Origin of the sequence: Paenibacillus farraposensis (assembly GCF_020736845.1) — a bacterium.
GTDB classification, from domain to species: Bacteria; Bacillota; Bacilli; order Paenibacillales; family Paenibacillaceae; genus Paenibacillus; species Paenibacillus farraposensis.
The window spans coordinates 1,112,974-1,139,698 of record NZ_JAFFQR010000112.1; the positions used below are offsets into that span (position 1 = coordinate 1,112,974).

The 26,725-nt window shown below is 50.8% G+C and carries 29 protein-coding genes; 8 read left to right on the top strand and 21 right to left on the bottom strand.

Annotated elements, in window-relative coordinates; translation table 11 throughout:
- Position 1: 1 nt before the first annotated feature.
- From JO375_RS24125 to JO375_RS24140, 4 genes are all read right to left on the bottom strand, one after another.
- Positions 2-964 carry a carbohydrate ABC transporter permease gene (locus tag JO375_RS24125; RefSeq protein WP_229526837.1) on the bottom strand — a complete coding sequence of 321 codons (963 nt, stop codon included), beginning with the start codon at positions 962-964 and terminating at the stop codon, positions 2-4.
- Positions 965-990: 26 nt separating this feature from the next.
- Entirely contained in the window at positions 991-2,283 is a 1,293-nt protein-coding gene (locus tag JO375_RS24130; RefSeq protein ID WP_229526838.1) for an ABC transporter substrate-binding protein, read from the bottom strand.
- 236 nt (positions 2,284-2,519) lie between these two features.
- The gene (gene tlp, locus JO375_RS24135; protein WP_229526839.1) at positions 2,520-2,744 is read right to left on the bottom strand and encodes a small acid-soluble spore protein Tlp; all 225 of its coding nucleotides are present in this window, start codon (positions 2,742-2,744) and stop codon (positions 2,520-2,522) included.
- Between the two features lie 74 nt (positions 2,745-2,818).
- Positions 2,819-3,430, bottom strand: a complete 612-nt coding sequence (locus JO375_RS24140; RefSeq protein ID WP_229526840.1) for an alpha/beta hydrolase — start codon at positions 3,428-3,430, stop codon at positions 2,819-2,821.
- Positions 3,431-3,659: 229 nt separating this feature from the next.
- Between JO375_RS24140 and JO375_RS24145 the strand changes: the two genes are divergently transcribed.
- Together JO375_RS24145 and JO375_RS24150 are read left to right on the top strand one after the other, a co-directional pair.
- Positions 3,660-3,971, top strand: a complete 312-nt coding sequence (locus JO375_RS24145) for an autorepressor SdpR family transcription factor (protein ID WP_229526841.1) — start codon at positions 3,660-3,662, stop codon at positions 3,969-3,971.
- Positions 3,968-4,624, top strand: a complete 657-nt coding sequence (locus JO375_RS24150; RefSeq protein WP_229526842.1) for an SdpI family protein — start codon at positions 3,968-3,970, stop codon at positions 4,622-4,624. The genes JO375_RS24145 and JO375_RS24150 overlap by 4 nt, the downstream gene beginning before the upstream one ends.
- A 122-nt stretch (positions 4,625-4,746) precedes the next feature.
- On the opposite strand, the gene JO375_RS24155 is transcribed toward JO375_RS24150, so the two are convergent.
- Positions 4,747-5,571, bottom strand: coding sequence for an aldo/keto reductase (locus tag JO375_RS24155; RefSeq protein ID WP_229526843.1), 825 nt, complete (start codon positions 5,569-5,571; stop codon positions 4,747-4,749).
- A 44-nt stretch (positions 5,572-5,615) separates the two neighbouring features.
- Entirely contained in the window at positions 5,616-5,909 is a 294-nt protein-coding gene (locus JO375_RS24160; protein WP_229526844.1) for a putative quinol monooxygenase, read from the bottom strand.
- Between the two features lie 184 nt (positions 5,910-6,093).
- Here JO375_RS24160 and JO375_RS24165 point away from each other — a divergent pair, with 184 nt between their 5' ends.
- The 5 genes from JO375_RS24165 (at position 6,094) to JO375_RS24185 (ending at position 11,584) form a co-directional block, all read left to right on the top strand.
- A complete protein-coding gene (locus JO375_RS24165; protein ID WP_229526845.1) occupies positions 6,094-7,746 on the top strand; it encodes an ATP-binding protein in 1,653 nt (550 codons plus the stop codon).
- Positions 7,739-8,467 carry a response regulator gene (locus JO375_RS24170; protein ID WP_229526846.1) on the top strand — a complete coding sequence of 243 codons (729 nt, stop codon included), beginning with the start codon at positions 7,739-7,741 and terminating at the stop codon, positions 8,465-8,467. The genes JO375_RS24165 and JO375_RS24170 overlap by 8 nt, the downstream gene beginning before the upstream one ends.
- Positions 8,468-8,628: 161 nt before the next feature.
- Entirely contained in the window at positions 8,629-9,594 is a 966-nt protein-coding gene (locus JO375_RS24175) for an ABC transporter substrate-binding protein (RefSeq protein WP_229526847.1), read from the top strand.
- A gap of 11 nt (positions 9,595-9,605) precedes the next feature.
- Entirely contained in the window at positions 9,606-10,610 is a 1,005-nt protein-coding gene (locus JO375_RS24180; RefSeq protein ID WP_229526924.1) for a FecCD family ABC transporter permease, read from the top strand.
- On the top strand, positions 10,607-11,584 hold the full coding sequence (locus tag JO375_RS24185; RefSeq protein WP_229526848.1) for a FecCD family ABC transporter permease: 978 nt from the start codon (positions 10,607-10,609) through the stop codon (positions 11,582-11,584). Before JO375_RS24180 ends, JO375_RS24185 begins: the two co-directional genes overlap by 4 nt.
- A gap of 73 nt (positions 11,585-11,657) precedes the next feature.
- On the opposite strand, the gene JO375_RS24190 is transcribed toward JO375_RS24185, so the two are convergent.
- From JO375_RS24190 to purM, 5 genes are all read right to left on the bottom strand, one after another.
- Positions 11,658-11,828 carry a hypothetical protein gene (locus tag JO375_RS24190; RefSeq protein ID WP_229526849.1) on the bottom strand — a complete coding sequence of 57 codons (171 nt, stop codon included), beginning with the start codon at positions 11,826-11,828 and terminating at the stop codon, positions 11,658-11,660.
- Positions 11,829-11,928: 100 nt separating this feature from the next.
- Positions 11,929-13,194 (bottom strand): phosphoribosylamine--glycine ligase, encoded by a 1,266-nt coding sequence (gene purD, locus JO375_RS24195; RefSeq protein WP_229526850.1) that lies wholly within the window; start codon positions 13,192-13,194, stop codon positions 11,929-11,931.
- Between the two features lie 96 nt (positions 13,195-13,290).
- Positions 13,291-14,838, bottom strand: a complete 1,548-nt coding sequence (purH, locus tag JO375_RS24200) for a bifunctional phosphoribosylaminoimidazolecarboxamide formyltransferase/IMP cyclohydrolase (RefSeq protein ID WP_229526851.1) — start codon at positions 14,836-14,838, stop codon at positions 13,291-13,293.
- Between the two features lie 95 nt (positions 14,839-14,933).
- Positions 14,934-15,548: a phosphoribosylglycinamide formyltransferase gene (gene purN, locus JO375_RS24205; protein ID WP_229526852.1), complete on the bottom strand. Its 615-nt coding sequence runs from the start codon at positions 15,546-15,548 to the stop codon at positions 14,934-14,936.
- The gene (gene purM, locus JO375_RS24210) at positions 15,548-16,588 is read right to left on the bottom strand and encodes a phosphoribosylformylglycinamidine cyclo-ligase (protein ID WP_229526853.1); all 1,041 of its coding nucleotides are present in this window, start codon (positions 16,586-16,588) and stop codon (positions 15,548-15,550) included. The genes purN and purM overlap by 1 nt, the downstream gene beginning before the upstream one ends.
- A gap of 98 nt (positions 16,589-16,686) precedes the next feature.
- On the opposite strand from purM, the gene JO375_RS24215 reads away from it, so the two are divergent.
- Complete coding sequence (locus tag JO375_RS24215) at positions 16,687-16,971, top strand: hypothetical protein (protein ID WP_229526854.1); 285 nt, start codon at positions 16,687-16,689, stop codon at positions 16,969-16,971.
- A 336-nt stretch (positions 16,972-17,307) separates the two neighbouring features.
- Here JO375_RS24215 and purF read toward each other — a convergent pair whose 3' ends face one another.
- From purF to purE, 10 genes are all read right to left on the bottom strand, one after another.
- Complete coding sequence (purF, locus tag JO375_RS24220; RefSeq protein ID WP_229526855.1) at positions 17,308-18,789, bottom strand: amidophosphoribosyltransferase; 1,482 nt, start codon at positions 18,787-18,789, stop codon at positions 17,308-17,310.
- Complete coding sequence (gene purL, locus JO375_RS24225; RefSeq protein WP_229526857.1) at positions 18,774-21,017, bottom strand: phosphoribosylformylglycinamidine synthase subunit PurL; 2,244 nt, start codon at positions 21,015-21,017, stop codon at positions 18,774-18,776. Before purL ends, purF begins: the two co-directional genes overlap by 16 nt.
- Positions 20,995-21,684, bottom strand: a complete 690-nt coding sequence (gene purQ, locus JO375_RS24230; protein ID WP_229526858.1) for a phosphoribosylformylglycinamidine synthase subunit PurQ — start codon at positions 21,682-21,684, stop codon at positions 20,995-20,997. The genes purL and purQ overlap by 23 nt, the downstream gene beginning before the upstream one ends.
- 4 nt (positions 21,685-21,688) lie before the next feature.
- Positions 21,689-21,934, bottom strand: a complete 246-nt coding sequence (purS, locus tag JO375_RS24235) for a phosphoribosylformylglycinamidine synthase subunit PurS (RefSeq protein WP_007428837.1) — start codon at positions 21,932-21,934, stop codon at positions 21,689-21,691.
- Between the two features lie 61 nt (positions 21,935-21,995).
- Positions 21,996-22,877 carry a phosphoribosylaminoimidazolesuccinocarboxamide synthase gene (locus JO375_RS24240; RefSeq protein WP_229526860.1) on the bottom strand — a complete coding sequence of 294 codons (882 nt, stop codon included), beginning with the start codon at positions 22,875-22,877 and terminating at the stop codon, positions 21,996-21,998.
- 305 nt (positions 22,878-23,182) lie between these two features.
- The gene (locus JO375_RS24245) at positions 23,183-23,347 is read right to left on the bottom strand and encodes a hypothetical protein (protein ID WP_229526861.1); all 165 of its coding nucleotides are present in this window, start codon (positions 23,345-23,347) and stop codon (positions 23,183-23,185) included.
- Positions 23,348-23,440: 93 nt separating this feature from the next.
- The gene (locus JO375_RS24250; protein ID WP_229526862.1) at positions 23,441-23,728 is read right to left on the bottom strand and encodes a hypothetical protein; all 288 of its coding nucleotides are present in this window, start codon (positions 23,726-23,728) and stop codon (positions 23,441-23,443) included.
- A gap of 15 nt (positions 23,729-23,743) precedes the next feature.
- On the bottom strand, positions 23,744-25,042 hold the full coding sequence (gene purB / locus JO375_RS24255; protein ID WP_229526863.1) for an adenylosuccinate lyase: 1,299 nt from the start codon (positions 25,040-25,042) through the stop codon (positions 23,744-23,746).
- Between the two features lie 2 nt (positions 25,043-25,044).
- On the bottom strand, positions 25,045-26,220 hold the full coding sequence (gene purK / locus JO375_RS24260; protein WP_229526864.1) for a 5-(carboxyamino)imidazole ribonucleotide synthase: 1,176 nt from the start codon (positions 26,218-26,220) through the stop codon (positions 25,045-25,047).
- Positions 26,217-26,702: a 5-(carboxyamino)imidazole ribonucleotide mutase gene (gene purE / locus JO375_RS24265; protein WP_229526865.1), complete on the bottom strand. Its 486-nt coding sequence runs from the start codon at positions 26,700-26,702 to the stop codon at positions 26,217-26,219. Before purE ends, purK begins: the two co-directional genes overlap by 4 nt.
- Between the last annotated feature and the right edge of the window lie 23 nt (positions 26,703-26,725).

Consider the following 26,725-nt stretch of genomic DNA (forward strand, 5'->3'; position numbering starts at 1 on the left):
CTTAATCCTCCTTCCGAAACATGCCAAAAAATTTGAGTTGAATCAGGTTCAGCACCAATGTAAATACGAGCAAGACAATACCCACCGCAGCTCCAAAGCCCATGCTGTTCTGCTCCAGACCTTGTCGATAGAGATAACCAACCATCGTCAAACCGATATCATTCGGGGAGTTATTTCCGTTCCACAGCATATAGCTCTCTGTGAACATCGATAAACCCGCGTAAATACTAATTGTAAATACGTAGATCGTCACTGGCTTCAGCATGGGAATTGTAATCCGCCAAAAAGAATCGAAACGACTGGCTCCGTCTATCTGTGCTGCTTCATACAGCTCGGGGGGAATATTTTGCAGACCCGACATGTAATACAGCATGTTTACACCAAGCCATCTCCACAGAGCCAGCACAATCAGCGCTAGGAAACCGGTGTTGGCATTCATCAGCCATTTATACGGTTCCAAGCCGAATACGCTTAATAGGGAATTCATCAAGGAACCATCCAGCTCCCCGAACATGAGCCGAAAAATGGTGCCTGCCACCACCACCGAGGTCAGTGCAGGTATGAACATAACAGAGCGGAACAGCCCTCTGCCCGGCATCTTGGGCGAATTCAGCAGTACCGCCAGTACCAGCGGCAGAGGAATCAGCACCACCAGCGTAAGCACGGTGTACAGGACACTGTTCAATATCGCTTTTCCAAACGCAGGATTCACTAAGTCCTTGTAATTTTCCAGTCCAACATACGTTGTGATCCCCGGCAGCACTTCCTGAAAGCTCATAATGACCGTCGAGATTACCGGATACGCAAAAAATAGCGCAAAGGACAATAAAAATGGAAGGACAAACACATACGGTGCCGTACGGCTGGAATGAATAAAGCGGCTCCATTGACTTCTGGTCGGACGCTGAATTTGTGGCGGCTGACCTGTCGGTACATTTGCGTTCGTATGAACGGGCGTTGCCATAGATCTCACTCCCTTTCCTGTTGGGTCTATCTCAGTTCATCTGCCAGCTCATGCAGCACTGTAGCTGGGTCTTCGCCATTAAGCAGTGTCCGATAAAGTATTTTATTGCGGACCGCACTGGCGATATCAGGTGTTTTCGGTCCGATATGCACCACATTGATTTCATCTTTTACTTCGATGAGCGTATCAAAAATATTCGGCCCGAAGTAATCCGTAAATTTGTTCTTGGCTTTGACTTCGGGCATCGTCCATACCTCACTGCGGATGGGATCAAAACCAAGCTGCTTCCATATCTCCACATTCCCTTGCTTGGACAGCTTGGCAAAGGACAGAAAGCGCATAGCCAAATCCGGGTGCTTTGATTGGTTCGTGACCACCGTACCGGTTCCGCCCATACCCGCTGAGCGAAATCCGCCTTTTTCCCAGGCCGGCAACGGTCTGATGATGATTTTCCCTTTCAGGTCAGGCATATAATCCGTAAAACGTCCCATATACCACATCGGCATCCACACTGAAGCGGCACCACCTTTGTTCATAAACCCGTAGTATTCCTCCATATGATGTCCGCCGCCCGGTGCGGGAATAGCAATTTTGTCTTTGACCATCTGCTGAAGAAACTCAAGCGTTTTGATATTCGTTTCGTTATCCAGCGTCAGCTCGCCCTTGTCATCCAAAAAATCCGAGTTCTGCTGGGAAATCATCGGCCAGTAGTTCCACAGGTCATTCGTCTCCACAGTCGCCATCGGCTTGCCTGTCTTCGCTAGCACTTGCTTGCCTGCTGCAGCATAATCTGCCCACGTGACGATGGAATCCGGGTCCACTCCCGCCTGATCCAAAATTTCCTTATTGTAATACATCACTTCGGCCCCGACATGAAAATCAATGCCGTAATATTTGCCGTCTTTGCCGTAAATCTGTACTCTAGAGGGCACAATGTTCTTTATCTCCGGATCAATCACCGGATTGAGCGGAATAAGCTGCGGTATCCCTTTGAGGAAATTACCGATCTTGTTTACCTCGATATCCGCGATATCCGGCGCCCCCACCCCTGATTGCAAGGCAATCGCAAGCTTGCTGTGGTGGTTGTCATAAGGGAATGTATTTGCTTTCAAAATAATTTGTTCATCAGGGTGCAGTTGGTTCCATTGGTCAGCCATTTGCAGAAAAAACTTCTCATGCAGTTCATTAAACGTCCACAATACCAGTTCTGTTCCTGGCCCATCCTTTTCGTCGGCCTTGAAAGAACAGCCTTGCAGCAGTCCTGTCATCAAAACCACCGCCATGAGCATCAACGCCATGCCTTTTCTTCGCAGCAGCATATTCTTCCCCCTTCGCATGATGGAAAAATGATTTTCAAATGATTGCGCTTTCTTTTATTATTTAACATCAAGCCAAATTAGTTTACAACAACATTATTAAAAAAATATATTTAACGCGAAGCGGCATCTCCATTGCATTATAGAGGAAGAATGAATTGGGTCGGATTAGGATGTTTTTTGCATAAAAAAAACGCGATCCTCCGCCTATGAAACTTGGCGTTGATCGCGTTTTTTACCTATTCTTGAGCGTGTGCTGCTTCGTCCTTTACTTCTTCTCGAAACGCTCTAATGCTTTCTTTGCGGCGGTTATTTTTGTCTTCGATCTGCTTGCGCTCCTCGTTGCTGATTTCAGAGGAAAATTCGTTCAGATAGCCTTCAGCCTCGTGAAGGTTCTGCTGTGTATTCTGAATGCTTTGCTGCAAATGTTCAACATTATCGGCCCGATTATCCGGCTTTGCCATTTCGTTTGCCGCCTCCTAATTATAGAATCGCTCACTGGAGCGCTAATCGGTAGCTTGAACGTTATCGGGCCTTTTTATGCATTCCAGCGCTCTCCAAACCATTTTCTTGCGGCTTCGGCTTCTGTACGCGTCAATTGATGACCATTGCGTTCCCAGTGTACTTCGACCTGGGCTCCGGCCCCCTCCAGTAAAGCTTGCAGCTCACGGGATTCCGCAGCCGGTATGATCGGGTCATTTTCACCAGAGGACAGAAACACAGGGACACCATTCAGGTCCGGCAATTGCAGCCCGCGCAACGGTACCATCGCATGATGGAGAATGGCTCCGCGCAGCGCCTTGGCATCGTGAAAAAGCATGCTGGCCGCTATGTTCGCGCCATTGGAATATCCAAGAGCCACAACGTTACTCCGGTCAAAATGGTATTGCTTTGCAGCCGTATCCACAAATTCACTCAGTTCTTTGGTACGGAATACGAGATCCTCCAGATCGAACACTCCCTCTGCCAAACGGCGGAAGAAACGCGGCATTCCGTTTTCCAGTACATTCCCTCTAACACCTAACACAGATGCTCCTGGTGCGACCAAATCTGCCAATGGCATCAGATCCTGCTCATTCCCGCCAGTACCGTGCAAAAGCAAAATAACCGGGGCTTGCGGATGACTTCCCTTACGAAAAATATGTTTCATATCCATTTCCTCCTTAGAAGTATTGTTTATATATTTAAATATTAAGATTCTTATTTTTGTATAATAAATTATAGCGAATTTTATCGCCGTTTACAAATAGAAATGTTGCCGCTGCTTAGCCATTTTTTTGACTTTCCTTATTTTACCTGTTGACACGTAATTGCATCTGTTTTAGTATCTCATTAGATATTTAGAAAATTATCTAAATATCTAAAGGAGTGAGCGTACATTGAATGATGCCTTTAAAGCCTTGGCTGATCCGACCCGGCGCAAAATATTGCAGCTTTTGAAAGACAAAAGCATGAGCGCAGGCGATATCGCCGAGCATTTTCAAATCAGCAAGCCCAGCATGTCCCACCATTTGAGCATTCTGAAGCAAGCTGGGCTGGTGCTTGATGAACGGCAGGGACAAAACATCATTTACACCCTGCATACGACAGTGGTGGCGGATGTCATCGGTTGGATGTTCAGCATCGTCCAATCCGATGTCCCTGTTGAGAAACATTCAAATGATATTAAGAAAATGGAGGAGTCTGAATGAAATTTCGAATACCCTGGAGCCTTAGCGATGTTTTGATGACCTTGATTGCCTTATCACCTGCTATAGGCGCTTTACTCCTGTATAATCGGCTTCCTGATGTTCTGGCCTCTCATTTTAGCTTTGACAATACAGCTAACGGATATATGAGTAAAAACGGTTCTATTCTCCTACTGGTGCTGTTGGGTCTGGTGCCTCTGCTTCTTCGGCTAGTCCGCTACATGGACCCCAACAGGGCCAATTACGAGAAATTTTCCAAAGCCTATGAAGTTGCGCGGGTAGGCACTTCCCTTATTCTCGCTGTAGCTGGTTGGGGAATGCTGCTGTATAACCTGAACCTCCGGCTGCAAATGAACACTATCATTTGTGGAGTAATCGGCATGCTGCTGCTGGTTTTGGGTAATTATATAACTCAGGTACAGCCGAACTATACCTTTGGTATCCGTACACCGTGGACTCTGTCCAACCCGGAGGTGTGGCGCAAAACGCACCGTTTCGGCGGACCTATGATGATGCTCGGTGGTGCTTCGGGTTTGGTGGGGGCATGGGTTGATGGCGTGGCGGGAGCGGTCATTTTTATAATCGGGCTGGTTATATCCGTAGTCGCCCCTGTACTCTACTCCTACCTCCTGCATCGCAAATTAAACCATCAGTAGGCATCTCTGTCTCAGATGAGCAAGGCAAAAAACGTATGAGACTATCCCGATGGATAAATCAAAAAAGCACCCCCCGAACTACGGTTAACGCAATTTGGGAGGTGCTTTTGTATATTTGAATGTTAAAACAACAGCTTATCGGGATGAGGACCTACACGCTCATCCAGATGAAGTGCATTGATTCGGCCCATATCCTCTGCTGTCAATTTAAAATCGAACAAATCCGCATTTTCACGGATACGATGCGCAGTGACTGATTTGGGTATCGTCACAATGCCCCGATCCAGGTGCCAGCGCAAAATAACCTGCGACGAGGTTTTGCCATATTTGGCAGCAATCTCAACGATGTCCGCCTGCTCTGTCAGTTTCCCCTTCATCAGCGGACTCCACGATTCAAGCTGAATCTGGTGCTCCCGGCAATACTGATGCAGCTCTTGCTGTGTCAGACGCGGGTGAAGTTCCACTTGGTTGATGACAGGGACAATGTTGCTGTCTTTCAGGAGGTTCTCAAGATGGTGGATGTGGAAGTTGCTGACTCCGATAGCACGTACGCTTCCTTCTTCATACAGCCGTTCGAACGCCTTCCAGGTTTCCTTGTACCTGTCCTTGCCAGGCCAGTGAATAAGGTACAAATCAATGATGTCCAGACCCAGTCGCTTACGGCTTTCTTCAAAGGCGCGCAGTGTCGAATCGAAGCCTTGATCCTGATTCCACAGCTTGGTAGTCACAAACAGATTTTCTCTGGCTGCCCCACTGTCACGAATGGCTTGCCCAACCAGCTCCTCATTGCCGTAAATGGACGCCGTATCAATGCTGCGGTAGCCGACCTCAATAGCTGTTTTGACTGCTTCGTAAACCTCATTACCTTCCGCCTTGTACGTACCAAAACCGAGCCAAGGCATCTGAACTCCATTATTCAATACCGTTGTATCTGCAATGTTCCCCATCCTATCTCCTCCTGTTCCTGATTATCATATATCCAGCGGGTTGATTACAGTTTGGTTGCATCCTGAAAAGCATTCACTTGAAGCGGAGCGGCCAGCAAATCCTTGGCTGCGGCAACAAATGTCTGGAAATGGGCAGACTTGTTGTGGAAATCTACAGCAGCTGCATCCTTCCATTCTTCGACCATCGTAAATGCGTTCGGATCATTCAGATCCTGCATCAGCGTGTATCGTACGTTGCCTTCTTCAGCCTGTGATGCGCTGATCAATCCTTGTGTTTGTTGCAGAAAAGTCTCTCTTTTTTCAGGTAAAACCTTCATATCAGCATGAATAATAACCATGGCCATATCCTCCTCACTTTATGTAACTATTTCTATTATAGATCATTCTTCCCACAGATTAAAAGTGCGGAGGTTCCTGTAATACAGTAAAATGGATCGTATGGAGGAGATGATCGCGGTGATCAGCCCCTCCTATTATCTTGCTTGACGGCGGTGAAGGCATGTGCGTTTTCAGACAAAACTAATGATTTTTATTTCTCTTTTAGTGCTGATAGTTACCGGACTTTTGGGATTATCCTTTCGATATATGATCACTTCTGCTCTATACAAAGAGATCGGAAAAAGGGCACTGACCGTTGCCAATATACTTGCGGTAGATGCACAGATCAAAGACGCTCTGGAGCAGACCGACACGGCGCAGCTGCGTTTGCGCATCAACGAGGCGGTAAAGCCAGTCCAGGCCAGCAGCGGCGCTGATTTTATTACCATTGCCGATCGCCATCTCATCCGGCAATGGCATGTGAATCCGAAGCGCATCGGTCAGCCAATGATGGACCCGCTGAATGACAAGGTGCTGCAAGGACAGGCCATGATTACAGAGTCCACCGGCTCTCTCGGGCCGTCACTGCGGGCCAAAACTGCGGTTTATGATGAACAAGGACAGGCCATCGGGCTCGTCTCTGTAGGTTACTTTATGACAGATGTGGAGCAAAATATTCGTACATACACCTATGCATGGCTGTGGCTCATGGCGGGTGCGCTGGTCATCGGTATTCTAGGGAGCCTGCTTATAGCGAAAAGAGTACGTCTGGAGCTGCATGGGCTGGAGCCAGTGGAAATTGGACGGCTGTACCATGAAAAGCAAGCCATTCTGGAATCCATAGGCGAAGGGATTATCGCGGTGAATGGCAGCGGACAAGTCACACTTGCTAATCCGCAGGCCGTCCGTTTGCTCGGCCTTCCCTTGGGGACTGCCCTGTACGGAAGCGAGCTGCGTCACTTGCCGGGTGCCGCAGGCAAACTGGCCAATGTACTTGGTGCAGATTTCATCGTAAATAGCGAAAATATGAAGCCGGACCAGGAACCTATCGCATCAAATGAGGAAATCGAGGTGCAGCAACGAGTGGTAGTCGTCAGCCGTGTTCCGATCAAGGATCGTTCCGGGCGCAGGATGGGCACAGTTGCCAGTCTGCGTGACAAAACAGAGCTGCTCCGTATGGCACGGCAGCTGACGGAGGCCAAAGATTACGCGGAAGTGCTGCGGTCGCAAACGCATGAATACACCAACCGGCTGTATCTCATATCCGGTCTGATTCAGTTGGAGTGTTATAACGAAGCAGTGGACTTCATTACCCAGGAATCGGAACAATATCGCATGCAAAGGCCAGGCGCCTCTACCTCTTTACCTGATTCCATGATCGCCAGTCTGTTAATCGGCAAGAAAAAACAGGCGCTGAGCAAGGGAATTGTTTTACATTCTACAATTAGCGGGACATTCTCTGCTTTTTCCCCTGCGCTGGATTGGCCGCTTCTCGCTGCCATGGCCGGAAACCTGCTCGATAACGCTATGGAAGCTGTCGCGCTGCTCCCTATCTCTACGAGACAGGTCTGGTTCAAACTTGAAGAAACAGCTGAAGCCATAACCATCGAGGTAGCGGACAACGGAACGGGAATTGCGGAGGATATCCGGGAAAAGCTGTTCGTCAAAGGAGCATCGACCAAAACAGAAGCTGGTCACGGGTACGGCCTGGCTCTTGTGTACGAGTATGCAGAGCAAATGGACGGCTCCATCCAAGTGTATGAACGGACAGGGGGAGGTACGATTTTTGAAATACGCATACCTTTAAATAGATCAGGCATGAGTGATGATGCAAAAGGAGGCTACGTCCATGAATAAGCCGGTTTTATCGGATATTGAGGTGCTTATTATTGAAGATGATCTGCGAATTGCGGAAATTAACCGACGATTTATTGAAAAAGTGAACGGGTTCACCGTATGTGCGATGGCAGCGAACGAATTTGAGGCCAAGCTTCAACTGGATGTACTGCGTCCTCATTTGGTTATACTGGACGTTTATTTTCCAGATACCGACGGCCTGTCTCTGCTCTCATTCATCAAGCAGCACTATCCGGACACAGATGTCATTATGCTGACTGCTGCCAAAGAAGCGGACACCGTGGTACAAGCCGTTCGCGCAGGTGTGTTTGATTTTATCGTGAAGCCGCTGGTGTTTGAAAGATTGCGTGCCACGCTGGAGGAATACGCCCGTTTTCGGCAGCAGGTCAAGGCATGGCAGGAGCAACCATCGACGGTGGAGCAAGCTGAAATTGACAGCCTGCTTCAAAACGCAGGCACCGGCCGGATAGCAGGCCATGGAGCCGGGGAGCTATGGGCCAAGGGCATCGATAAAGTAACCTGTGACAAGGTGCTTGATCTCCTGAATCGACGGGAAGAGCTGACTACAGGAACGGTCGGAAGCGAACTGGGCATGAGCCGTTCCACAGCCAGACGATATCTGGAGTACCTAGTGGAAAATGGTGATGCTCACCACGACCAGGTCTACGGAACAGTCGGCAGACCCGAACGTATCTATCGACGGCAGCGGACAGATGAATAAACGAAATTTTAATGAACTTAATTCACTTTATCCATCAAAATAGTTTAAATGATCATATGGTTTACGTCTCCCCTCCCGGTTGCTAGAATGATCAACAGTTGGTTAATTGATAATGATTATCAATTACTATGATGAGCATATTTTGGGACGGAGGACAACATATGGAAACACCCAAACAACCACTTCGCACGGCTGTGATGCTTGCAGCAATCGTTACGCTGCTGACGTTCATTATGGCCGGATGTGGCAGCCAGTCAAAAGATAACAACACAGCAACATCTCAAGCAACAGGCGACACCCGCGTGATTAAGCATGAGATGGGAGAAACCAGAATTACGGGTAAACCCAAAAGAATCGTAACGCTGGAATTCTCTTTTGTTGATGCGACAACCCAACTGGGTGTAACACCTGTCGGAATAGCCCAGGAAAATGATGATGATATCGACGGATTGCTTGGTAAAAAAATCGACTTCACGCCTGTAGGCACGCGCAAGCAGCCGAATCTGGAAACGATCAGCTCCTTGAAGCCGGATTTGATCATTGCCGACCTGAACCGTCATAAAGGCATATACAAAGAACTTAGCGAGATTGCTCCAACCATTGTTCTGAAGAGCCGCAATTCCTCCTATGAACAAAATCTGGCATCCTTCGGTGTCATTGCCGATGCGCTCGGCGAGAAGGAAAAAGGTGAACAGATTCTGGCTGCTCATAAAGCTAATATGAAAAAGCTGAAACAAGGAGTCAAAGCTGGTGAGCCACGCAGTGTACTGGTCGGGGTATTTCGCTCTGATTCACTGACTGGTCATGCCGCATCTTCCTTTGATGGACAACTGCTGGAGCAGGCAGGCATCCGTAATGCCCTTCAAAATACAAGTGAACCTACCGTCAAGCTGACCCTGGAGCAGATAGCACAGGCCGATCCAGACGTCATCTTTATGGCTGAAGCTGATGAGAAATTGATTTCAGAATGGAAGCAAAATCCGCTGTGGCAAAACATTACGGCTGTCAAAAAAGGGGAAGTTTACGAAGTGAACCGGGCACTATGGACCCGGTACCGTGGACTCGGTTCAGCCGAGAAAATACTGGAGCAAGCCATTTCGCTTCTGTATCCCGTGCAAAGCAAATAAGGCGCCTCCCATTGATCGGACAAGCCTCAAGCGACCGGCTGAATAAGCCGGTCTTCTTTGCACTTGTATTCGCACTGCTGGCCGGACTGCTGCTCAGCGTGGCGATTGGCCCGGTCAGGATGGATATCCCCACCATGCTGGCCGCGCTTTTCACCGAGCATCCGTCCAAGGATCAGCTCATTATTCTGACGGTTCGCCTGCCGCGTGCTGTTATCGGGCTGCTCGTCGGCTCCGGTCTGGCCGTGGCCGGAGCGCTCATGCAGGCCATCACACGCAACCCGCTGGCTTCGCCACAGGTGTTCGGGGTCAGCTCGGGCGCTTCGCTGGCGGTCGTGCTGTCCGTTGTGCTGCTGCCGAATATCGGTTCGTCCGGCAGCATTTATTTTGCTTTTGCCGGGGCAATCGCGGGCGGCTCCTTCGTATATGTCCTGGCCGGAACGGCAGGCATGACGCCGGTCAAGCTGGCCCTGGCCGGAATGGCCGTGCATCTGCTGCTGGCATCGGTCACGCAAGGACTGCTCGTGTTCAACGAGCAAATATCCGATGTGCTATATTGGCTCGCAGGAGCCATAGACGGCTCCACTTGGGCTGATACACGCCTGATACTGCCATGGTTCGCCGTAGGGATGATCCTTGCGCTGGGACTGGCTCCCTCGCTGTCTGTGCTCAGCCTCGGAACGGAGGTCGCCCAGGGGTTGGGACAGAATGTCCGGCTTGTTCGTCTTCTGGCCTCGGCTTCGGTCATTATGCTGGCAGGCTCTGCCGTAGCGGTAGCCGGTTCCATCGGCTTTGTGGGCCTGATGGTGCCGAATATCATCAAGATGTTTACGGGCGACAATTACAAACGGGTCATCCCGCTGTCTGCGATCTGCGGAGCCCTGCTGCTGACATATGCAGACGTGCTTGGACGTTTTATCGCATATCCGTATGAATCGCCTGTTGGTATTGTCACCGCGCTGGCAGGTGCACCCTTCTTTTTATATCTGGCGCACAAGAACGGGAGGGCTGCACGATGAAAAAGCTGTGGATTCTTCTCACGCTTATGCTGGGAGTTTCTTTTATAGCCATTGGTGTAGGCAGCACCTACATTACGCCCTCCGAGCTAATGACCGCTCTGACCGACCGCGCTGCTTCGTCCTGGTTCGTTGTTCACCATTATCGGCTGCCTCGCGGTCTGCTGGCCATCATGGCCGGAGCCGGACTGGCAGTAGCCGGAGTGCTGCTGCAAGGCATGATCCGCAACCCGCTGGCTTCACCGGACGTGGTAGGCGTATCCAAAGGAGCCGGCTTCGCAGCGGTTATCGTCATCGTGCTGCTGCCATCATCCCCGGTGGCACTCCTGCCTGTAGCTGCCTTTGTCGGAGCCGGGCTGGCCGCGCTGCTGCTCGTACGGCTTTCCATGAAGGGCGGCATACGCCCCAATATGCTGGCCTTGACCGGGCTGGCGGTAGGTGCCATTTTTCAGGCTGCGACCGATTATATTCTGGTCAAATATCCACTCGAAGCCAGCGATACGCTGACCTGGCTGGCTGGCAGCCTCTGGGGCAAAGGCTGGGACGAAATATACGGGCTGCTGCCGTGGTTAATCGTCCTGCTGCCTCTTGCCTATACGCTGCAGCGCAAACTGGACATTATGGGCCTGGACGAAGAAAGCTCGGCCGGGCTGGGACTTAGCGTGAAACGCGTGCGCACAGGGCTTCTGGCCGTGTCTGTGGCCTTGGCTGCCTCCTGTGTCGCTGCCATCGGCTCCATCGGCTTTATCGGCCTGCTGGCCCCGCATCTGGCACGGCGATTGTTCGGCAACCGCCACCGTTACCTGTTGCCCGGTGCGGCGATGATCGGCGCCCTGATTCTCGTCCTCGCCGACGCACTCGGACGAGGCTTGAAGCCGCCGCTCGAAATTCCCGCCGGCATCGTGACAGCCGTCATTGGTGCTCCCTATTTTCTCTATCTGCTGCTGCAGGAGCGCAAGCAAAGAGGGAATGGGTAGAAAGTTAAAAGAAAAAAGAGAGTCCCTGTCTATAAACTGATCCCTGTCAAGGGTACCGATTCCATTCCACCTTTCATATCATTAAGAGCTTTTTCAGCAATTCATTTTCTGCCTCAAGCCGTACCAAAGAGTGACCGATCCCTGGCTCTTTTGCTACAGTTTTGTAACCCATCCCGTCTTTTAAATATAAATCCGCAGCTTTTTTCTTAAACGTTATGTCATACGTTTTTCTAATTTTCCCCATAATAAATCCCCCCATAATAGACAGAATAAAGTGCTGCTTTTTTCTGTCTACAATGAGGGGATCATATCAGAAAAGATCCTCTTTATCTTTTAAAGCTCTGCTACAGCAGTGCTTTTGCTGCAATATCCGTACGGTTATGCTTGCCTTCAAAGGTAATGCGTGCCGCCTGCTCGTAAGCTTGATCACGCGCCTCGGCAATATCGCGTCCCAAGCCGACCACGCCTAATACGCGCCCGCCGTTCGTGACCCATTCACCCTGTTCATTGATGCCTGTTCCGGCATGGAACACGATGGCTTCGTCTGCCTGGTCCAGCCCGTGAATCGGAATACCTTTGGCGTAAGCTGCGGGATAACCCCCGGAAGCCAACACTACGCACACCGCCGCTTCATCCTTCCATTCGATCTCCACTTGATCCAGCGTGCCGTTCACGGCCGCGAGAAAAATATCGAGCAGATCGGACTTAAGACGCGGCAGTACAACCTGTGTTTCCGGATCGCCAAAGCGCGCGTTAAACTCAATCGTTTTGGGCTTGCCATCCGGCGAAATCATTAATCCAGCGAATAAAACCCCCCGGAACGGTCGTCCTTCAGCAACCATGGCCTTAGCCGTTGGCTTAATAATCGTCTCGATGGCTTCCTCAATAATGGAATTGGCGATGTGCGGCAATGGAGAATAGGTACCCATGCCTCCGGTATTTGGGCCTTTATCCCCATCGAAAACCGGCTTGTGGTCTTGCGCCGCTGCCATCGGTCGCACCGTTTCACCGTCCACAAAGGAAAGAATCGACATTTCCTGTCCGGCGAGGAATTCCTCAATCACGACCTGTGCACCCGCTTCTCCAAACACCTTTGCTACCATAATATCGGACAGAGCCTTTTCTGCCTCCTCCATCGAGTAGGCAACTGTTACCCCTTTGCCTGCTGCCAGTCCGTCTGCCTTGATGACTACGGGAATCGGCTGTTCCTTCAAGTAGGCATGTGCTTCGTCGTAGCTATAAAACTTGCGATAGGTTGCTGTCGGAATATGGTATTTGTGCAGCAAATCCTTCATGAAGATTTTGCTGCCTTCGATTTCCGCCGCATTTTTACGCGGTCCGAATACCGGAATGCCCTTCGCTTCAAAGGCATCCACGATGCCGTCTGCCAGTGGATCATCGGGGCCCACCACGACCAGACCGACTTTTTTGGATTCCGCCAGCTCTATCAGTGCGTCAAACTCACTTACCGGAATCGGAACGCACTCCGCTAGCTGTCCAATGCCGGCATTGCCCGGCGCGCAATAGATTTTTCCGGCCTTGGGGCTTTTCTTCAGCGCCCACACAATCGCATGCTCGCGGCCGCCCCCTCCGATAACCAAAATATCCATTCAGGTGATTCCTCCGCTTCCATTATGATCATTCAGGTCAGGATTTTGCAAAATCCTCAGGTGTGAAAATGCTGCTTCATCCTCAACCGCTGCACTTTAGTGCTTGAAATGGCGCACGCCCGTAAAGACCATGGCGATGCCGTATTCATTAGCCACCTTGATGGATTCTTCGTCCTTGATGGAGCCGCCCGGTTGAATGACTGCTGTAATGCCTGCTTTGGCAGCCAGCTCCAGCGTATCACCCATCGGGAAAAAGGCGTCGGATGCCAGCACAGCGCCCTTTGCTTTTTCCCCAGCCTGTTCAATGGCAATCTTGGCCGCTCCGACACGGTTCATTTGCCCCGCGCCCACACCAATCGTCATATTATCAGCCGCTAATACGATCGCATTGGATTTCACATGCTTAACCACTTTCCAGCTAAACAAAAGCTGCTTCAATTCCTCTTCGGATGGCGCACGCTCTGTTACGACTGTAAGGGCATCCGGGTCTACCGCATGGATGTCATTTTGCTGAACGACCATGCCGCCTTCAATCGAAGTTACAACAAAACGGCTCTCTGCATGTTCAGACGGGGAAATCTCACCCAGATCAAGCAAGCGGATATTTTTCTTTTTCGTCAAAATCTCCAGCGCTTCTTTCGTAAAACCTGGCGCCAGTACAATTTCCAAAAAGATCTCGCTCAGCTTTTTCGCCGTATCGCCGTCAATAATCCGGTTGGCCGCTACGATGCCGCCAAAAATCGAGGTTGGATCAGCCGCATACGCCTTGCTGTACGCTTCATAAATACTTCCGCCGATTCCGACGCCGCAAGGATTCATATGCTTCACCGCCACCACGGCCGGTTCGCTGAATTCCTTGACGATTTGCAGTGCCGCGTTAGCATCGTTGATGTTATTGTAGGACAGCTCTTTTCCGTGAAGCTGTTTTGCCGTTGTCAATGTACCTTTCGCTGCGAGCGGCTGACGATAAAATGCCGCTTGCTGATGCGGATTTTCACCATAACGCAAATCCTGAATTTTTTCATAGGTTACCGTGTAACGCTCAGGCAATGGCTCGCCTGTCACATTTGACAAATAATCGGAGATCAAAGCGTCGTATGCAGCCGTATGACGGAACACCTTGGCTGCCAAACGCTTGCGGGTATTCAGCTCCGTATCGCCATCTTTACGGATTTCCTCCAGTACAGTGCTATAATCATCCGCATCGACCACTACACTTACAAAAGCATGATTTTTCGCCGCAGAACGCAGCATAGTTGGACCGCCGATATCGATGTTTTCAATCGCATCCTCGTAGGTTACACCGGGTTTGGCAATCGTTTCCGCAAAAGGATACAGATTCACAACGACCAGATCAATATAATCCAGGCCCAGTTCCTTCATCTGACGCTGATGCTCTTCATTATCCCGAACAGCCAGCAAGCCGCTGTGTACCGCTGGATGGAGCGTTTTAACACGTCCGTCCATAATTTCAGGAAATCCCGTCACCTCTGAAATCCCGATAACAGGAATGCCCTCCTTCGACAGCAAGCTGCTCGTTCCCCCTGTCGAAACGATCTCCACACCTAATTTGGACAACTCGCGGCAAAACTCCACGATTCCCCGTTTATCCGATACGCTAACGAGTGCTCTTTTAATAGCCACCTTGTCTCCTCCTTTAGCTCTTTATCAATTTATTTCCCGAGAAATATCGGAAAATGCCTGCACACCATTCTTGATATGACAAATTACAATCATGATTAGGGAAGTGAAACTACTTTACGGCCATCCAAATGGATTTTGCCTTGAGCCAGTCTGCCCACCACTTCCGGATAGAGCTGGCGTTCGACGGCTTGAATAGCTGCCGATAGCGAATCCGCTGTATCATGATCCTGTACTTCCACCACACGCTGGCCAATAATGGCCCCGGTATCCATACCTCCATCCACAAAGTGAACAGTGACTCCACTGACTTTAACCCCATAGGCCAACGCCTGTCCGATCGCATCTTTCCCAGGGAATGCAGGCAGCAGTGACGGATGAATGTTAATGATTTTTCCGGCGTAAGCATCGACCATAACACTGGATAACAAACGCATGTAGCCTGCCAACACGATGAGATCAATTGATTTCTGCTCCAGCAATGCAACCAGTTCACGTTCATAGTCTTCTCTGGCAGCATACTCCTTGGGGCGGAACGTGTGACAAGCAATCCCGGCTTTCTCTGCTCGAACTACAACAGGAGCCGCAGGCTTGTCACATATTAACAGTTCTATGGATGCGCCGCCCAGTTCTCCTCGCGCGGCCGCATCTACCAACGACTGAAAATTCGTTCCCTCACCTGACGCAAAAACAGCAATCCGGTAGCTGTTCATTACACTTCGGCTCCCGTAAAGGTTACTATTGAGCTGCCTTCCGTTACCTTCCCGATCACATAAGCATCTTCGCCTTGCTCTTTCAGCACGTTCAATGCAGTCTGTGCATCTTCTTGGCCCACGACGATGACTAATCCGATCCCCATATTAAAGGTCGTAAACATGTCTTTGTTGGAAATGGCCCCTTTTTCCTGCATAAGCTGAAAAATCGGCAGAATCGGCCAAGAGCCGTACTCTATATCCACATTGACGTGATCCGGCAGCACTCTCGGAATATTTTCGATAAAACCGCCACCTGTAATATGTGCCATGCCTTTGACCTTTACCTTCTCCAGCAAAGCCAAAACCGATTTCACGTAAATCTTGGTTGGCTCCAGCAAGACATCGCCTAGCTTACCGTTCAAGCCTTCGATTTCGTCATGCAGATCGTATCCCTGTTGTTCCAGCAGCAGCTTGCGAACCAGTGAAAAACCATTGCTGTGTACACCGCTGGAGGCCAGTCCAATTACGGTATCTCCGGGAGCAATCGAGCTGCCGTTAATGATTTTGCTTTTATCCACAATGCCGACAGTGAATCCGGCAATATCATATTCACCATCGCTGTACATGCCTGGCATTTCTGCCGTTTCACCGCCGACCAGCGCGCACCCCGATTGGTGGCAGCCCTCTGCGATTCCGGTGACAATCGCTTCGATCTTTTCCGGCACTACCCTGTCACAAGCGAGGTAGTCGAGGAAAAAGAGTGGCTCTGCGCCTCCAACGACAATGTCGTTCACACACATCGCAACTGCATCGATACCAATGGTGTCATGGCGATCCATCGCGAAAGCAAGCTTCAGCTTCGTGCCGACTCCATCCGTACCGGAAACGAGTACAGGCTCCTCGTATTTATCCTTATTCAGGCCGAACAATGCACCGAATCCCCCCAAATCGGTCAGCACTTCGGGACGGAAGGTACGCTTGACGTGCTTTTTCATCCGTTCTACTGCTTCATTCCCCGCAGCGATATCTACTCCTGCATTTTTGTATGCTTCGGACATTCATGAACACTCCTTCAAAAAATTGACCCTCCTAAGTCCTCCCTAACAGGGAGGATTCCATGGGGCTGCTCCCCCTGGACCCCTCAAGAGTCGGTCAGATGCGTAGGATTGGGTGCTGCTTGGTATATGGTTCGTGCTGTGAGTCGCGTTTTCCGTTGTCATTTTTGCGGGCATCCCCGGCAAATGACAAGGATACGCTTTGGTGCGTGGCCGCCTATGCAGCGCGGCGGCGGGGGCACGTCCCGGGCTGTTTGCTTCGCAAAGGCGGGGACGTGCCGGGCAAAGAAGTGAGCGACGCCAACGGCGGGCTTACTTCTTTGCCCTTTAGGCAGGCAGCTTCGCCCTGCCTGCTGGTGAGCTTCGCTTCGCTGGCTCAACCTTAAAGAGCAGGGTGACTTTTTATGAGTCACCGCTCCGTCAAAAACTCATGGCATGAAATAGTTATGCCATGAGTTTTTAACTGCCTTTCCCCTCCTCTTCCCATAGGGACAAAAGAGGGGCTGGCACTGCTGCAAAATGCTGGACACCTGAGAAACGCAGCGGGTGGAAGGATTCTGGAGAAGCGAAAGCGTTCGCCTTTGCTGCTGGATTCCAACCCTGTAAGGGTTATTCCAATCCTGGAATCTGGCGGCAACAGCGATCGGAAGAACCTTCCACACGCGGAGTGGCCCCCTCAGAACCGCATTATATGGGCGCTAGTACCTCTTTTGTCCCCTATACTAACAACTGCATCCGAACTTTTCCTCACCTTTAAAATCCACCTGAGTCGGATAATCATTATCGAAGCAAGCCAGGCACAGACCGCCTTTATAATCCTGTTCGTTATGTCCGCCCACAGCGGCAATCAAGCCCTCAGCACTCATAAAGTAGAGTGAGTCGGCGTTAATCTCTTTCCTGATTTCCTCGACTGTTTTGGAAGAAGCAATCAACTCTCGGCGATCCGGCGTATCAATGCCATAGAAGCACGGGTTTTTAAAAGGCGGTGAGGTAATACGTACATGGACCTCCAGTGCGCCCGCGTCCCGCAGCATATTCACGATTCGGCGGGACGTGGTGCCCCGGACGATGGAATCGTCAATCATGATGACGCGCTTACCTTCAACGACTCGACGCACAGCGCTCAGCTTCATTTTCACACCCTGCTCGCGCAGCTCCTGACTTGGCTGGATGAACGTACGTCCGGTGTATTTATTTTTAATCATGCCCAACTCATAGGGAATACCTGTCTGCTCTGCATAACCAATCGCAGCCGAAATACTGGAATCCGGCACCCCGGTGACCAGATCCGCATCGACAAAAGCTTCCAAAGCGAGCTGGTTGCCCATGCGTTTGCGTGCGGCATGAAGGTTAGCTCCATTCAAATCACTGTCAGGACGAGCAAAATAAATATACTCCATCGCACACAGCGCTTTACGCTGCTTCTCTTCCGTGTAACGGTCTTCGTGCAGTCCATTTTGGTCCAGCACCAGCAGTTCACCCGGCTCGATGTCGCGCAGCAGCTCTGCTCCAATTGTCTCTAAAGCACAGGTCTCGGAGGCAAACAGATAAGCATCCCCCAGCCTGCCCATCGTTAACGGGCGCAAGCCGTTGGGATCAGAGGCCACGAGCAGCTTGTCGTTGGTCATAATAAGGAAGGCAAACCCGCCGACGATGCGCTTCAACGCATCCTTGGCAGCTTCCACCAAATTTTTGGACGACCGGGCGATCAAATGCGCGACAACCTCTGTATCACTGGTCGTTTGAAAAATAGATCCTTCCTGCTCCAGCTCATGCCGGATTTGCAAAGCATTTACGATGTTACCGTTTGTGGCTACCGCCAAATCGCCATCACGATATTTGAAAACGAGCGGCTGCGCGTTCGTCAGCTTGCTGTCTCCACTTGTCGAATAGCGTACATGCCCTATTGCGATGTCCCCTGTCAGCGAAGCCAACAAATCTTTATTGAATACTTCTTTAACAAGGCCCATCCCGCGGTGATAATGGAACTCATCACCGCTGCTGACACAGATGCCTGCGCTCTCCTCTCCACGATGCTGGAGCGCATGCAATCCGTAATAGGCTAGAGAGGCAGCATCGGAGTGTTTGTACACGCCAAACACACCGCATTCCTCTTTCAATTTATCAAACAGCCCCTCTTTACCGGAGCCTTCATTATAATAATCTCCAGTCCACAACGTTCGTGCTGTTATTTCATCAGACATGGAATGACATCCTCCCAGATTTGCTTCAAACTGGCGACTGCCTCGTTCAAAGCGGGTTGTCCGTTCACTTCAACTGTTAATTGTGTTCCTTCAACTGTACCTAATATGGCAACTGGCACTCCCAGACCACGAAGATGCGCTTCCAGTGCAGACGCCTTATCCGGCGCTGCAGATAACAAAATACGAGATTGAGTTTCGCTGAACAAAGCATGGTCTGAACGCAAAGACGTCTCTACGTTAATCTGCGCTCCCAATCCGCCGCTAATGCTGGATTCCGCCAAAGCCACAGCCAATCCGCCCTCGGCCAGGTCATGTGCGGATTGTACCAAGCCGGACTGAATAGCCCCAAGTACCCCATTCAAGAGCTTCTTCTCCACGTCCAAGTCCAGCTCAGGCGGCCGTCCCTCGGATACACCGTGTACCACAGCCTGGAACTCGCTGCCGCCCAGCTCGGCTTTCGTTTCTCCCACCAGGAAAATGACGTCGCCTTCTGCTTTAAAGCCTTGAGTTGTAATGTGATCCGTATCATGTACCAGACCCACCATACCAACAACAGGCGTCGGATAGATGGCACCTTTGGCATTTTCGTTGTACAGGCTGACGTTACCCCCGATAACAGGAGTATCCAATACACGGCAAGCTTCGGCCATTCCGTCCACCGCTTTTTCCATTTGCCAGAAAATGTCGGGCTTTTCAGGATTACCAAAGTTCAGGTTGTCCGTAATCGCCAGAGGCTCGCCACCAGAGCATACAATGTTACGGGCTGCTTCGCTGACTGCAATCCGTCCGCCTACCTCTGGATCAAGGTATACATAACGTCCGTTACAATCCGTAGTCATTGCAAGTCCCTTGCGAGTACCGTGCACCGTCACTATAGCTGCATCCGAGCCTGGACGAACGGCTGTACTGGTGCGAACCATGTAATCATACTGCTCGTATACCCATTTCTTGCTGGCTACACTTGGAGAAGAGAGTATCTTTTTCAGCGCACCGTTTAGGTCCGTTACTTCCGGGTAACGCAGCGTGTCAACGCCAGCATTCTGCTCATAATAAGCAGGAACTTCGGAAGGCTTGTTGTAAATCGGGCATTCATCTACCAGTGCCGTTACTGGCATATCCCCCACCACTTCACCGTGATGGAACAAACGCAAACGACCGTCATCCGTCACCTTGCCGACCTTGGCACAAATGACGCCCCAACGCTCGAAAATTTCAAGCGCCTGTGCTTCGTCCTTTGGCTCAACAACGAACAGCATACGCTCCTGTGATTCGGACAGCATCATTTCATAAGGTGTCATGCCCTCTTCACGCTGCGGTACCTGATCCAGGTACAGCTCAAGACCGTTGCCCGCCTTGCTTGCCATTTCGGCACTGGAGCAGGTAAGTCCTGCGGCACCCATATCCTGAATACCCAGTACAATACCGCTGTCGATCAGCTCCAGACATGATTCCATGACCAGCTTCTCCATAAACGGATCGCCTACTTGAACCGCAGTCCGGTTCGCTTCGGATTCCTCTGTCAGCTCAACCGATGCGAAGGTCGCTCCGTGAATCCCGTCACGGCCTGTCGGCGGTCCCACATAGAACACTGGATTGCCGACCCCTTTGGCCACACCGCGCTGGATTTTATCATGATCAATCAATCCAACACACATCGCATTGACGAGCGGATTACCCTCATAGCTTTCATCAAATACAACTTCGCCGCCTACGGTTGGAATACCGATACAGTTGCCATATCCCGCAATACCGGATACCACATGCTCGAACAAATATTTAACACGGTCGCTCTCCAGCTTGCCAAAACGCAGGGAGTTCAACACCGCCACAGGTCTTGCACCCATCGAGAAAATATCACGGATGATGCCGCCTACCCCAGTCGCTGCCCCCTGAAAAGGCTCCACAGCGGATGGATGGTTATGACTTTCAATTTTGAATACAACCGCCTGGTTGTCTCCGATATCTACAATTCCTGCTCCCTCGCCGGGTCCCATCAGCACTCGCGGACCGCTGGTCGGAAAACGACGCAGCAGCGGCTTGGAGTTTTTGTAGGCACAATGCTCTGACCACATAACACTGAATACGCCTATCTCCGTATAATTCGGCTGACGTCCCATGAATTCGCAGATCAACGCATATTCGCTGTCCGATACCCCCATCTGCTGATACAGTTTATGTTCGGCAACCTGCTCTGCCGTTGGTTCCTTAGCGGACACTTGCTGCGCCATGACGATCCCTCCAAGCATTTAAAATAGATGTAAACATACGTTTGCCGTCATCCGTTCCAAGCAATGCATCCACCGCGCGTTCCGGGTGAGGCATCATGCCCAGTACGTTGCCTTGCTCATTACAAATCCCTGCGATATCCGTCATGGAACCATTGGGATTATCTTTATACGTAAATACGATCTGATTGTTCGCCCGCAAACGAGCCAGCGTCTCATCATCACAGTAATAGTTGCCTTCACCGTGTGCGATCGGAATAACGATTTCTTCACCAGCAACATAATCTTTTGTAAAAGGCGTTTTGTTATTCTCGACCTTCAACACCGTATCGCGGCAAAGGAACTTCATCGACAGATTACGTCGCAAAGCACCTGGCAGCAAACCGGCTTCAGTCAAAATTTGAAAACCGTTGCAAATGCCCAAAATATATTTGCCCTCGGCAGCTGCTTTGGCTACTTCTTTCATGACCGGGGCAAACCGTGAAATCGCGCCACAGCGCAGATAATCTCCGTAAGAGAAGCCCCCCGGAACAAGAATACAATCGTAAGGCGACAAATCTGTCGCAGTATGCCATACATAATCGACAGGTTCACCGACCGTGCCCTCTATCGCCTTATAGCAGTCAATATCACAGTTGGAGCCCGGAAAAACCAGAACTGCAAATTTCATTAAATTAGCCCTCCAGTTCGTAGCGGTAGTCTTCAATGACCGTGTTGGCTAACAGCTTTTCGCACATCTCAATGACGCGCTTTTCTGCACTCTCGCGGTCTGTTGTATCCAGATTCAGCTCCATATACTTACCAATTCTGACGCTGTCTACTTCTCCGAAACCCATCGAATGCAGTGCGCCTTGCACCGCAACTCCCTGCGGGTCCAAAACGCTTTGCTTAATTGTGACATAGACCGTTGCTTTCATCATGTTCCTTCAGTTCCTCCTCCGAATGGATGAATCGTATTGGTTTTAAATAAATGATTATTATTTACTGTGCCGTTAGACGCCGCCAAATATCCGTATATCTTGCAGTTGTTTCTTCAACGACCTCAGCAGGCAACGGATCGGGCTTGCTGTTCTTGTCCCAACCGGATGATGCCAAATAGCTTCGTACCGGCTCCTTATCCATGCTGTCGATCTCTACATCCAGCTCATACTTTTCCTGAGCCCAAAAACGTGATGAATCCGGGGTGAAAATTTCGTCAATCAAAATAACTTTTCCGTTAACAAGCCCAAACTCAAACTTGCAATCAGCCAAAATGATTCCCCGTTTTTCGCAGAAAGCACGGGCAAATTCGTACAACGCCAAGCTTTTTTCTTCAAGCTGGGCTGTTAATTCGGCCCCGATCAGCTCTTTCATTTGATCGAGGGAAATGTCCTCGTCGTGTCCGACATCGTTTTTTGCAGCCGGTGTAAATAAAGGCTTGGGAAAGCGCTCATTTTTACGCAGCCCCTCTGGCAATGGAATACCGTTAATCTCACCAGTCTGCTCATACTGACGCCAGCCGCCTCCAGTAATATATCCGCGCACCACACACTCGATATCGATGCGCTCCGCCTTCAGTGTGACCATGATCCGGTCCTTCAACAGCTCTTTATTCTGTTCGTCGATGACATGACCGAGTTTGTTCACATCGGTATGCACGACATGGTTCTCCAGCAGGTCTTTCGTCTGCTCAAACCAGAAAGCGCTGAGTTTATTCAGCACATTTCCCTTTTCCGGCACAGGCGGCTCCAACACGTAATCAAAAGCCGAAATCCGGTCCGTTACAACAATCAGAAAATGCTCTCCAAGATCATACAATTCACGCACCTTGCCTTTGTACAGAAGCGGCGCGCTGATCAGATCTTCGGCAGTAGACAATGACATTTCATTACACCTCTTTCAAAAGAGTATGGCCCCTCAAACCTTGCCCCTCCTAAATCAACCTTGCCCCCTCCTAAATCCTCCCCGAGGGGAGGACCCCCAGGGCTCTGCCCTCGGGACTCCCGCAAGGGTAGAGCAGGGAATGGCGAGCTATTGGAGCTATAGTGGTGGTGAGCGCGTTTCGCTGGATGAAGGCTTGTTGGCACAAGCCTCTTCCAGCAACGCTTTTACGTTGGTGCGGAGCGACGTCTATACGTGCACCGCGACGTACTAGCGTTGAAAGCCGTAAGCGGCAAGTTATATGCCGCTTACGGCTCGACCTTGGCTTGGCGACTTGTATCGCCTAGCACCGGCCCGGGGCCGTGGCGGCTTGGCAGCATGGCAAGTCGTCTGGCCTTCGGCCGTTGCTCGGCATGCCCTGCTGCCGAGCGTGCAGGCTTCGCCTGTTGTGCGCATATGCCTACGCTGTGCACTTAGGTGGGTGGCTCAAGGCTTCGTATCTTGAGCCTTGCGCGTTCATGGAAGGACTGTGGGGGTGTTTGCTAAGCAAATTGGCAGTCCTTCCATCAACGGTTGCTTGCGATAGAAAAGCAGTGGAACACGGCTTTTCTATCGCTCTTAGGGAGGTGCGGCATCTTATGTGCCGCACCTTCCACTATTCCTGCTCCCACATGAAGGGTGGTGCTGGAAGCAGCGGAGCAAACGGAATCGTTCTGGAGAAGCGATAGCGCTTGCCTTTGCCTCTGGATTCCGACCTTTATGGGTTTATTCCAATCCAGGAATCCAGGGGCAACAGCAATCGGAAGAATGATCCGTTCGCGCAGCGGCCTCTCCACGCTCTTTCTACCCTTCAAGCACCAACCTTCCCTCTACTCCCCTAATCCCAGCTTTTTAAAAATCGTATCTACGTTCTTCAAATGCCAAGCCGGGTTGAACGCATCTTCGATTTCATCCGGACTGAGCACAGCGGTAATTTCCGGAGTCGCCTCGACGATTTCGCGGAATTGGCGCTGTTCTTCCCACGCCTGCATAGCACGCGGCTGTACGGTATCGTAAGCTTTTTCACGACTAAAGCCCTTGTCGATCAGCTTTGTCATAATACGGCCGGAGAACGGCACACCATACGTACGCGCCATATTGCGCTTCATATTTTCAGGAAAGACCGTCAAATTCTTCACGATATTCCCAAAACGATTCAGCATATAGTTCAACAGCATCGTTGCATCCGGCAGAATGATACGTTCCACAGAAGAATGCGAAATATCGCGTTCATGCCACAGCGTTACGTTCTCATAGGCAGAAACCATATGCCCGCGAATCACGCGCGCCAGACCGGAGATGTTTTCGCTGCCGATCGGATTGCGTTTATGCGGCATCGCGGAAGAACCTTTTTGACCCTTCGCAAAGGCTTCTTCCACCTCACGGAATTCACTCTTTTGCAGTGCACGAATTTCGGTGGCGAATTTGTCCAAGGATGTGGCGATCAACGCCAATGTCGCCATATATTCAGCATGACGGTCACGCTGGAGCGTCTGAGTCGAAATAGGTGCAGGCTTCGTGCCCAGCTTGCGGCATACAAACGCTTCTACAGCCGGATCAATGTTGGCGTACGTGCCAACTGCGCCGGACATTTTACCGTATTGTACCTGATCAGCCGCATAACGGAATCGTTCCATGTTGCGCTTCATTTCCTCGTACCACAAGCCCATCTTCAGTCCAAATGTGGTTGGCTCGGCATGCACTCCATGCGTACGGCCCATCATCGGTGTATGCTTGTACTTCAATGCCTTTTCCTTCAAAATTCCGATAAAATTCAAGATATCCTGCTCCAGAATTTCATTCGCCTGCTTCAGCAGGTAGCCCAGTGCGGTATCGACCACATCCGTGGAGGTCAGGCCGTAATGGACCCATTTGCGCTCATCGCCCAGGCTTTCGGACACCGTACGGGTAAAGGCAATGACATCATGTCTGGTCTCCTGCTCAATTTCATAAATCCGGTCAATATCAAAGCTTGCATTCTTACGCAGAGCTATCGTATCCTCTTTTGGGATAACCCCTAATTCTGCCCAAGCTTCACAGGCACATAGTTCTACTTCAAGCCACGCCTTGAATTTATTTTCTTCCGTCCAAATCGCTCTCATTTCCGGTCTGCTATAGCGTTCAATCATGACTATTTATCCCCCCAAATATTGGTTTGTTCAATCCATTCCAGCGCTTGCTCCGCATCCTGGCACAGCAGATTAATATGTCCCATCTTTCGGCCTGGTTTGGCTTCATTTTTTCCATACAAATGCAGCTTGGGTACAACATCCAATCGTTCAGCTTCGGCATCCGGCTGTGCAAACCGCCGAACCACGTCCTCCAAATGCTCACCCAGTACATTAACCATGACAACTGGAGTCAGCAGCTTCGTGCTTCCCAGCGGCAAGCCACAAATCGCACGTATGTGCTGCTCGAATTGCGACGTCGCGCATCCCTCCATTGTGTAATGACCGGAATTATGCGGTCTCGGGGCCAGCTCATTGACATACAATTGCCCATCTTCGGCAACAAACATTTCTACAGCGAGCAGCCCCACCGCACCCATTGACTCCGCCACGGCCAGCGCCAGTCTGCGTGCTTCCTCCTGCACAGAATCCGGTACGCGCGCTGGCACGATCGACGTGTGCAAAATATTGTTCACATGAATGTTTTCCGCAGGTGGAAAAGCCTTGGCTTCGCCATTCGTGCTGCGTGCAACGATTACTGAAATTTCGCAGCGAAACCGGATAAATTGCTCCAGCACCAGTTCCGTACCGCTAGCTGCCAGTTGTTCGTAGGCAACTGTGGCTTCCTCGGGCTGGCGAATGACCGCCTGTCCTTTGCCATCATAACCGCCAACAGCCGTTTTGAGTACGCACGGTACACCCAGTTCAGCTACCGCTTGAACCATGTCTGTAGCGCTGCTGATTTCACGATACGGGGCTACAGGAACGCCAGCCGCTTCAATAGCACGTTTTTCACGTAAACGATGCTGTGTCGTATACAAAAGACCGCTGCCTTGCGGTACACTGGATTTCTGCTCCAACAGTGCAGCTACACCCGCATCCACATTTTCAAACTCATACGTGATCACCTCACACCGCCCGGCCAGCTTTCTGGCTGCATGCTCATCATCATAAGCGGCGCGAATCTGCTGCGACACCTGTCCGCACGGACTATCCGGTGCCGGGTCCAGCGTCACAAAGCGATAACCCAGGTTGGTTCCCGCCAATACAAGCATTCTGCCCAGCTGTCCGCCCCCCAGAATTCCAATCGTTGTGCCCGGTGGACGGACGCGGCTTGCAGGTTCACAGGCCTCATTCATAGCGAATCACTGCCTTCCAGCACCTCATCACGGATACGGTCACGCCTTGCCACGACCCGCCGGCTTATCTTTTCGTCAAAAGCACCTAGGATTTGTGCTGCCAGCAGCCCTGCATTCGTAGCACCTGCCTTGCCGATGGCCACCGTGGCAACCGGAATACCACCCGGCATCTGCACAATGGACAGCAGAGAGTCCAGACCATTCAGTGCCTTCGACTGGACAGGCACACCAATAACTGGCAGGGATGTCTTGGCAGCCACCATTCCCGGCAGATGAGCAGCTCCGCCCGCTCCGGCAATAATGACCTTTAGCCCGCGTCCGGCAGCTTCTTCTGCAAAACGGAACATCAAATCCGGTGTACGATGGGCTGATACTACCTTTTTCTCATATCTGATTTCAAGCTCGTCCAGCACTGCGCATGCATGCTGCATGGTGTCCCAGTCTGATGTGCTGCCCATAATGACAGCGACCTGCACTGACATGTCCTTCACTCCCCGTTTTATCA

Excerpts from the sequence above, each read along its gene's own strand:
- JO375_RS24125 (WP_229526837.1), bottom strand. The coding sequence starts at position 964 with ATGGCAACGCCCGTTCATACGAACGCAAATGTACCGACAGGTCAGCCG.
- JO375_RS24130 (WP_229526838.1), bottom strand. The coding sequence starts at position 2,283 with ATGCTGCTGCGAAGAAAAGGCATGGCGTTGATGCTCATGGCGGTGGTT.
- tlp (WP_229526839.1), bottom strand. The coding sequence starts at position 2,744 with ATGGCAAAGCCGGATAATCGGGCCGATAATGTTGAACATTTGCAGCAA.
- JO375_RS24140 (WP_229526840.1), bottom strand. The coding sequence starts at position 3,430 with ATGAAACATATTTTTCGTAAGGGAAGTCATCCGCAAGCCCCGGTTATT.
- JO375_RS24150 (WP_229526842.1), top strand. The coding sequence starts at position 3,968 with ATGAAATTTCGAATACCCTGGAGCCTTAGCGATGTTTTGATGACCTTG.
- JO375_RS24155 (WP_229526843.1), bottom strand. The coding sequence starts at position 5,571 with ATGGGGAACATTGCAGATACAACGGTATTGAATAATGGAGTTCAGATG.
- JO375_RS24160 (WP_229526844.1), bottom strand. The coding sequence starts at position 5,909 with ATGGTTATTATTCATGCTGATATGAAGGTTTTACCTGAAAAAAGAGAG.
- JO375_RS24165 (WP_229526845.1), top strand. The coding sequence starts at position 6,094 with ATGATTTTTATTTCTCTTTTAGTGCTGATAGTTACCGGACTTTTGGGA.
- JO375_RS24170 (WP_229526846.1), top strand. The coding sequence starts at position 7,739 with ATGAATAAGCCGGTTTTATCGGATATTGAGGTGCTTATTATTGAAGAT.
- JO375_RS24175 (WP_229526847.1), top strand. The coding sequence starts at position 8,629 with ATGGAAACACCCAAACAACCACTTCGCACGGCTGTGATGCTTGCAGCA.
- JO375_RS24185 (WP_229526848.1), top strand. The coding sequence starts at position 10,607 with ATGAAAAAGCTGTGGATTCTTCTCACGCTTATGCTGGGAGTTTCTTTT.
- JO375_RS24190 (WP_229526849.1), bottom strand. The coding sequence starts at position 11,828 with ATGGGGAAAATTAGAAAAACGTATGACATAACGTTTAAGAAAAAAGCT.
- purD (WP_229526850.1), bottom strand. The coding sequence starts at position 13,194 with ATGGATATTTTGGTTATCGGAGGGGGCGGCCGCGAGCATGCGATTGTG.
- purN (WP_229526852.1), bottom strand. The coding sequence starts at position 15,548 with ATGAACAGCTACCGGATTGCTGTTTTTGCGTCAGGTGAGGGAACGAAT.
- purM (WP_229526853.1), bottom strand. The coding sequence starts at position 16,588 with ATGTCCGAAGCATACAAAAATGCAGGAGTAGATATCGCTGCGGGGAAT.
- JO375_RS24215 (WP_229526854.1), top strand. The coding sequence starts at position 16,687 with ATGCGTAGGATTGGGTGCTGCTTGGTATATGGTTCGTGCTGTGAGTCG.
- purF (WP_229526855.1), bottom strand. The coding sequence starts at position 18,789 with ATGTCTGATGAAATAACAGCACGAACGTTGTGGACTGGAGATTATTAT.
- purL (WP_229526857.1), bottom strand. The coding sequence starts at position 21,017 with ATGGCGCAGCAAGTGTCCGCTAAGGAACCAACGGCAGAGCAGGTTGCC.
- purQ (WP_229526858.1), bottom strand. The coding sequence starts at position 21,684 with ATGAAATTTGCAGTTCTGGTTTTTCCGGGCTCCAACTGTGATATTGAC.
- purS (WP_007428837.1), bottom strand. The coding sequence starts at position 21,934 with ATGATGAAAGCAACGGTCTATGTCACAATTAAGCAAAGCGTTTTGGAC.
- JO375_RS24240 (WP_229526860.1), bottom strand. The coding sequence starts at position 22,877 with ATGTCATTGTCTACTGCCGAAGATCTGATCAGCGCGCCGCTTCTGTAC.
- purB (WP_229526863.1), bottom strand. The coding sequence starts at position 25,042 with ATGATTGAACGCTATAGCAGACCGGAAATGAGAGCGATTTGGACGGAA.
- purK (WP_229526864.1), bottom strand. The coding sequence starts at position 26,220 with ATGAATGAGGCCTGTGAACCTGCAAGCCGCGTCCGTCCACCGGGCACA.
- purE (WP_229526865.1), bottom strand. The coding sequence starts at position 26,702 with ATGTCAGTGCAGGTCGCTGTCATTATGGGCAGCACATCAGACTGGGAC.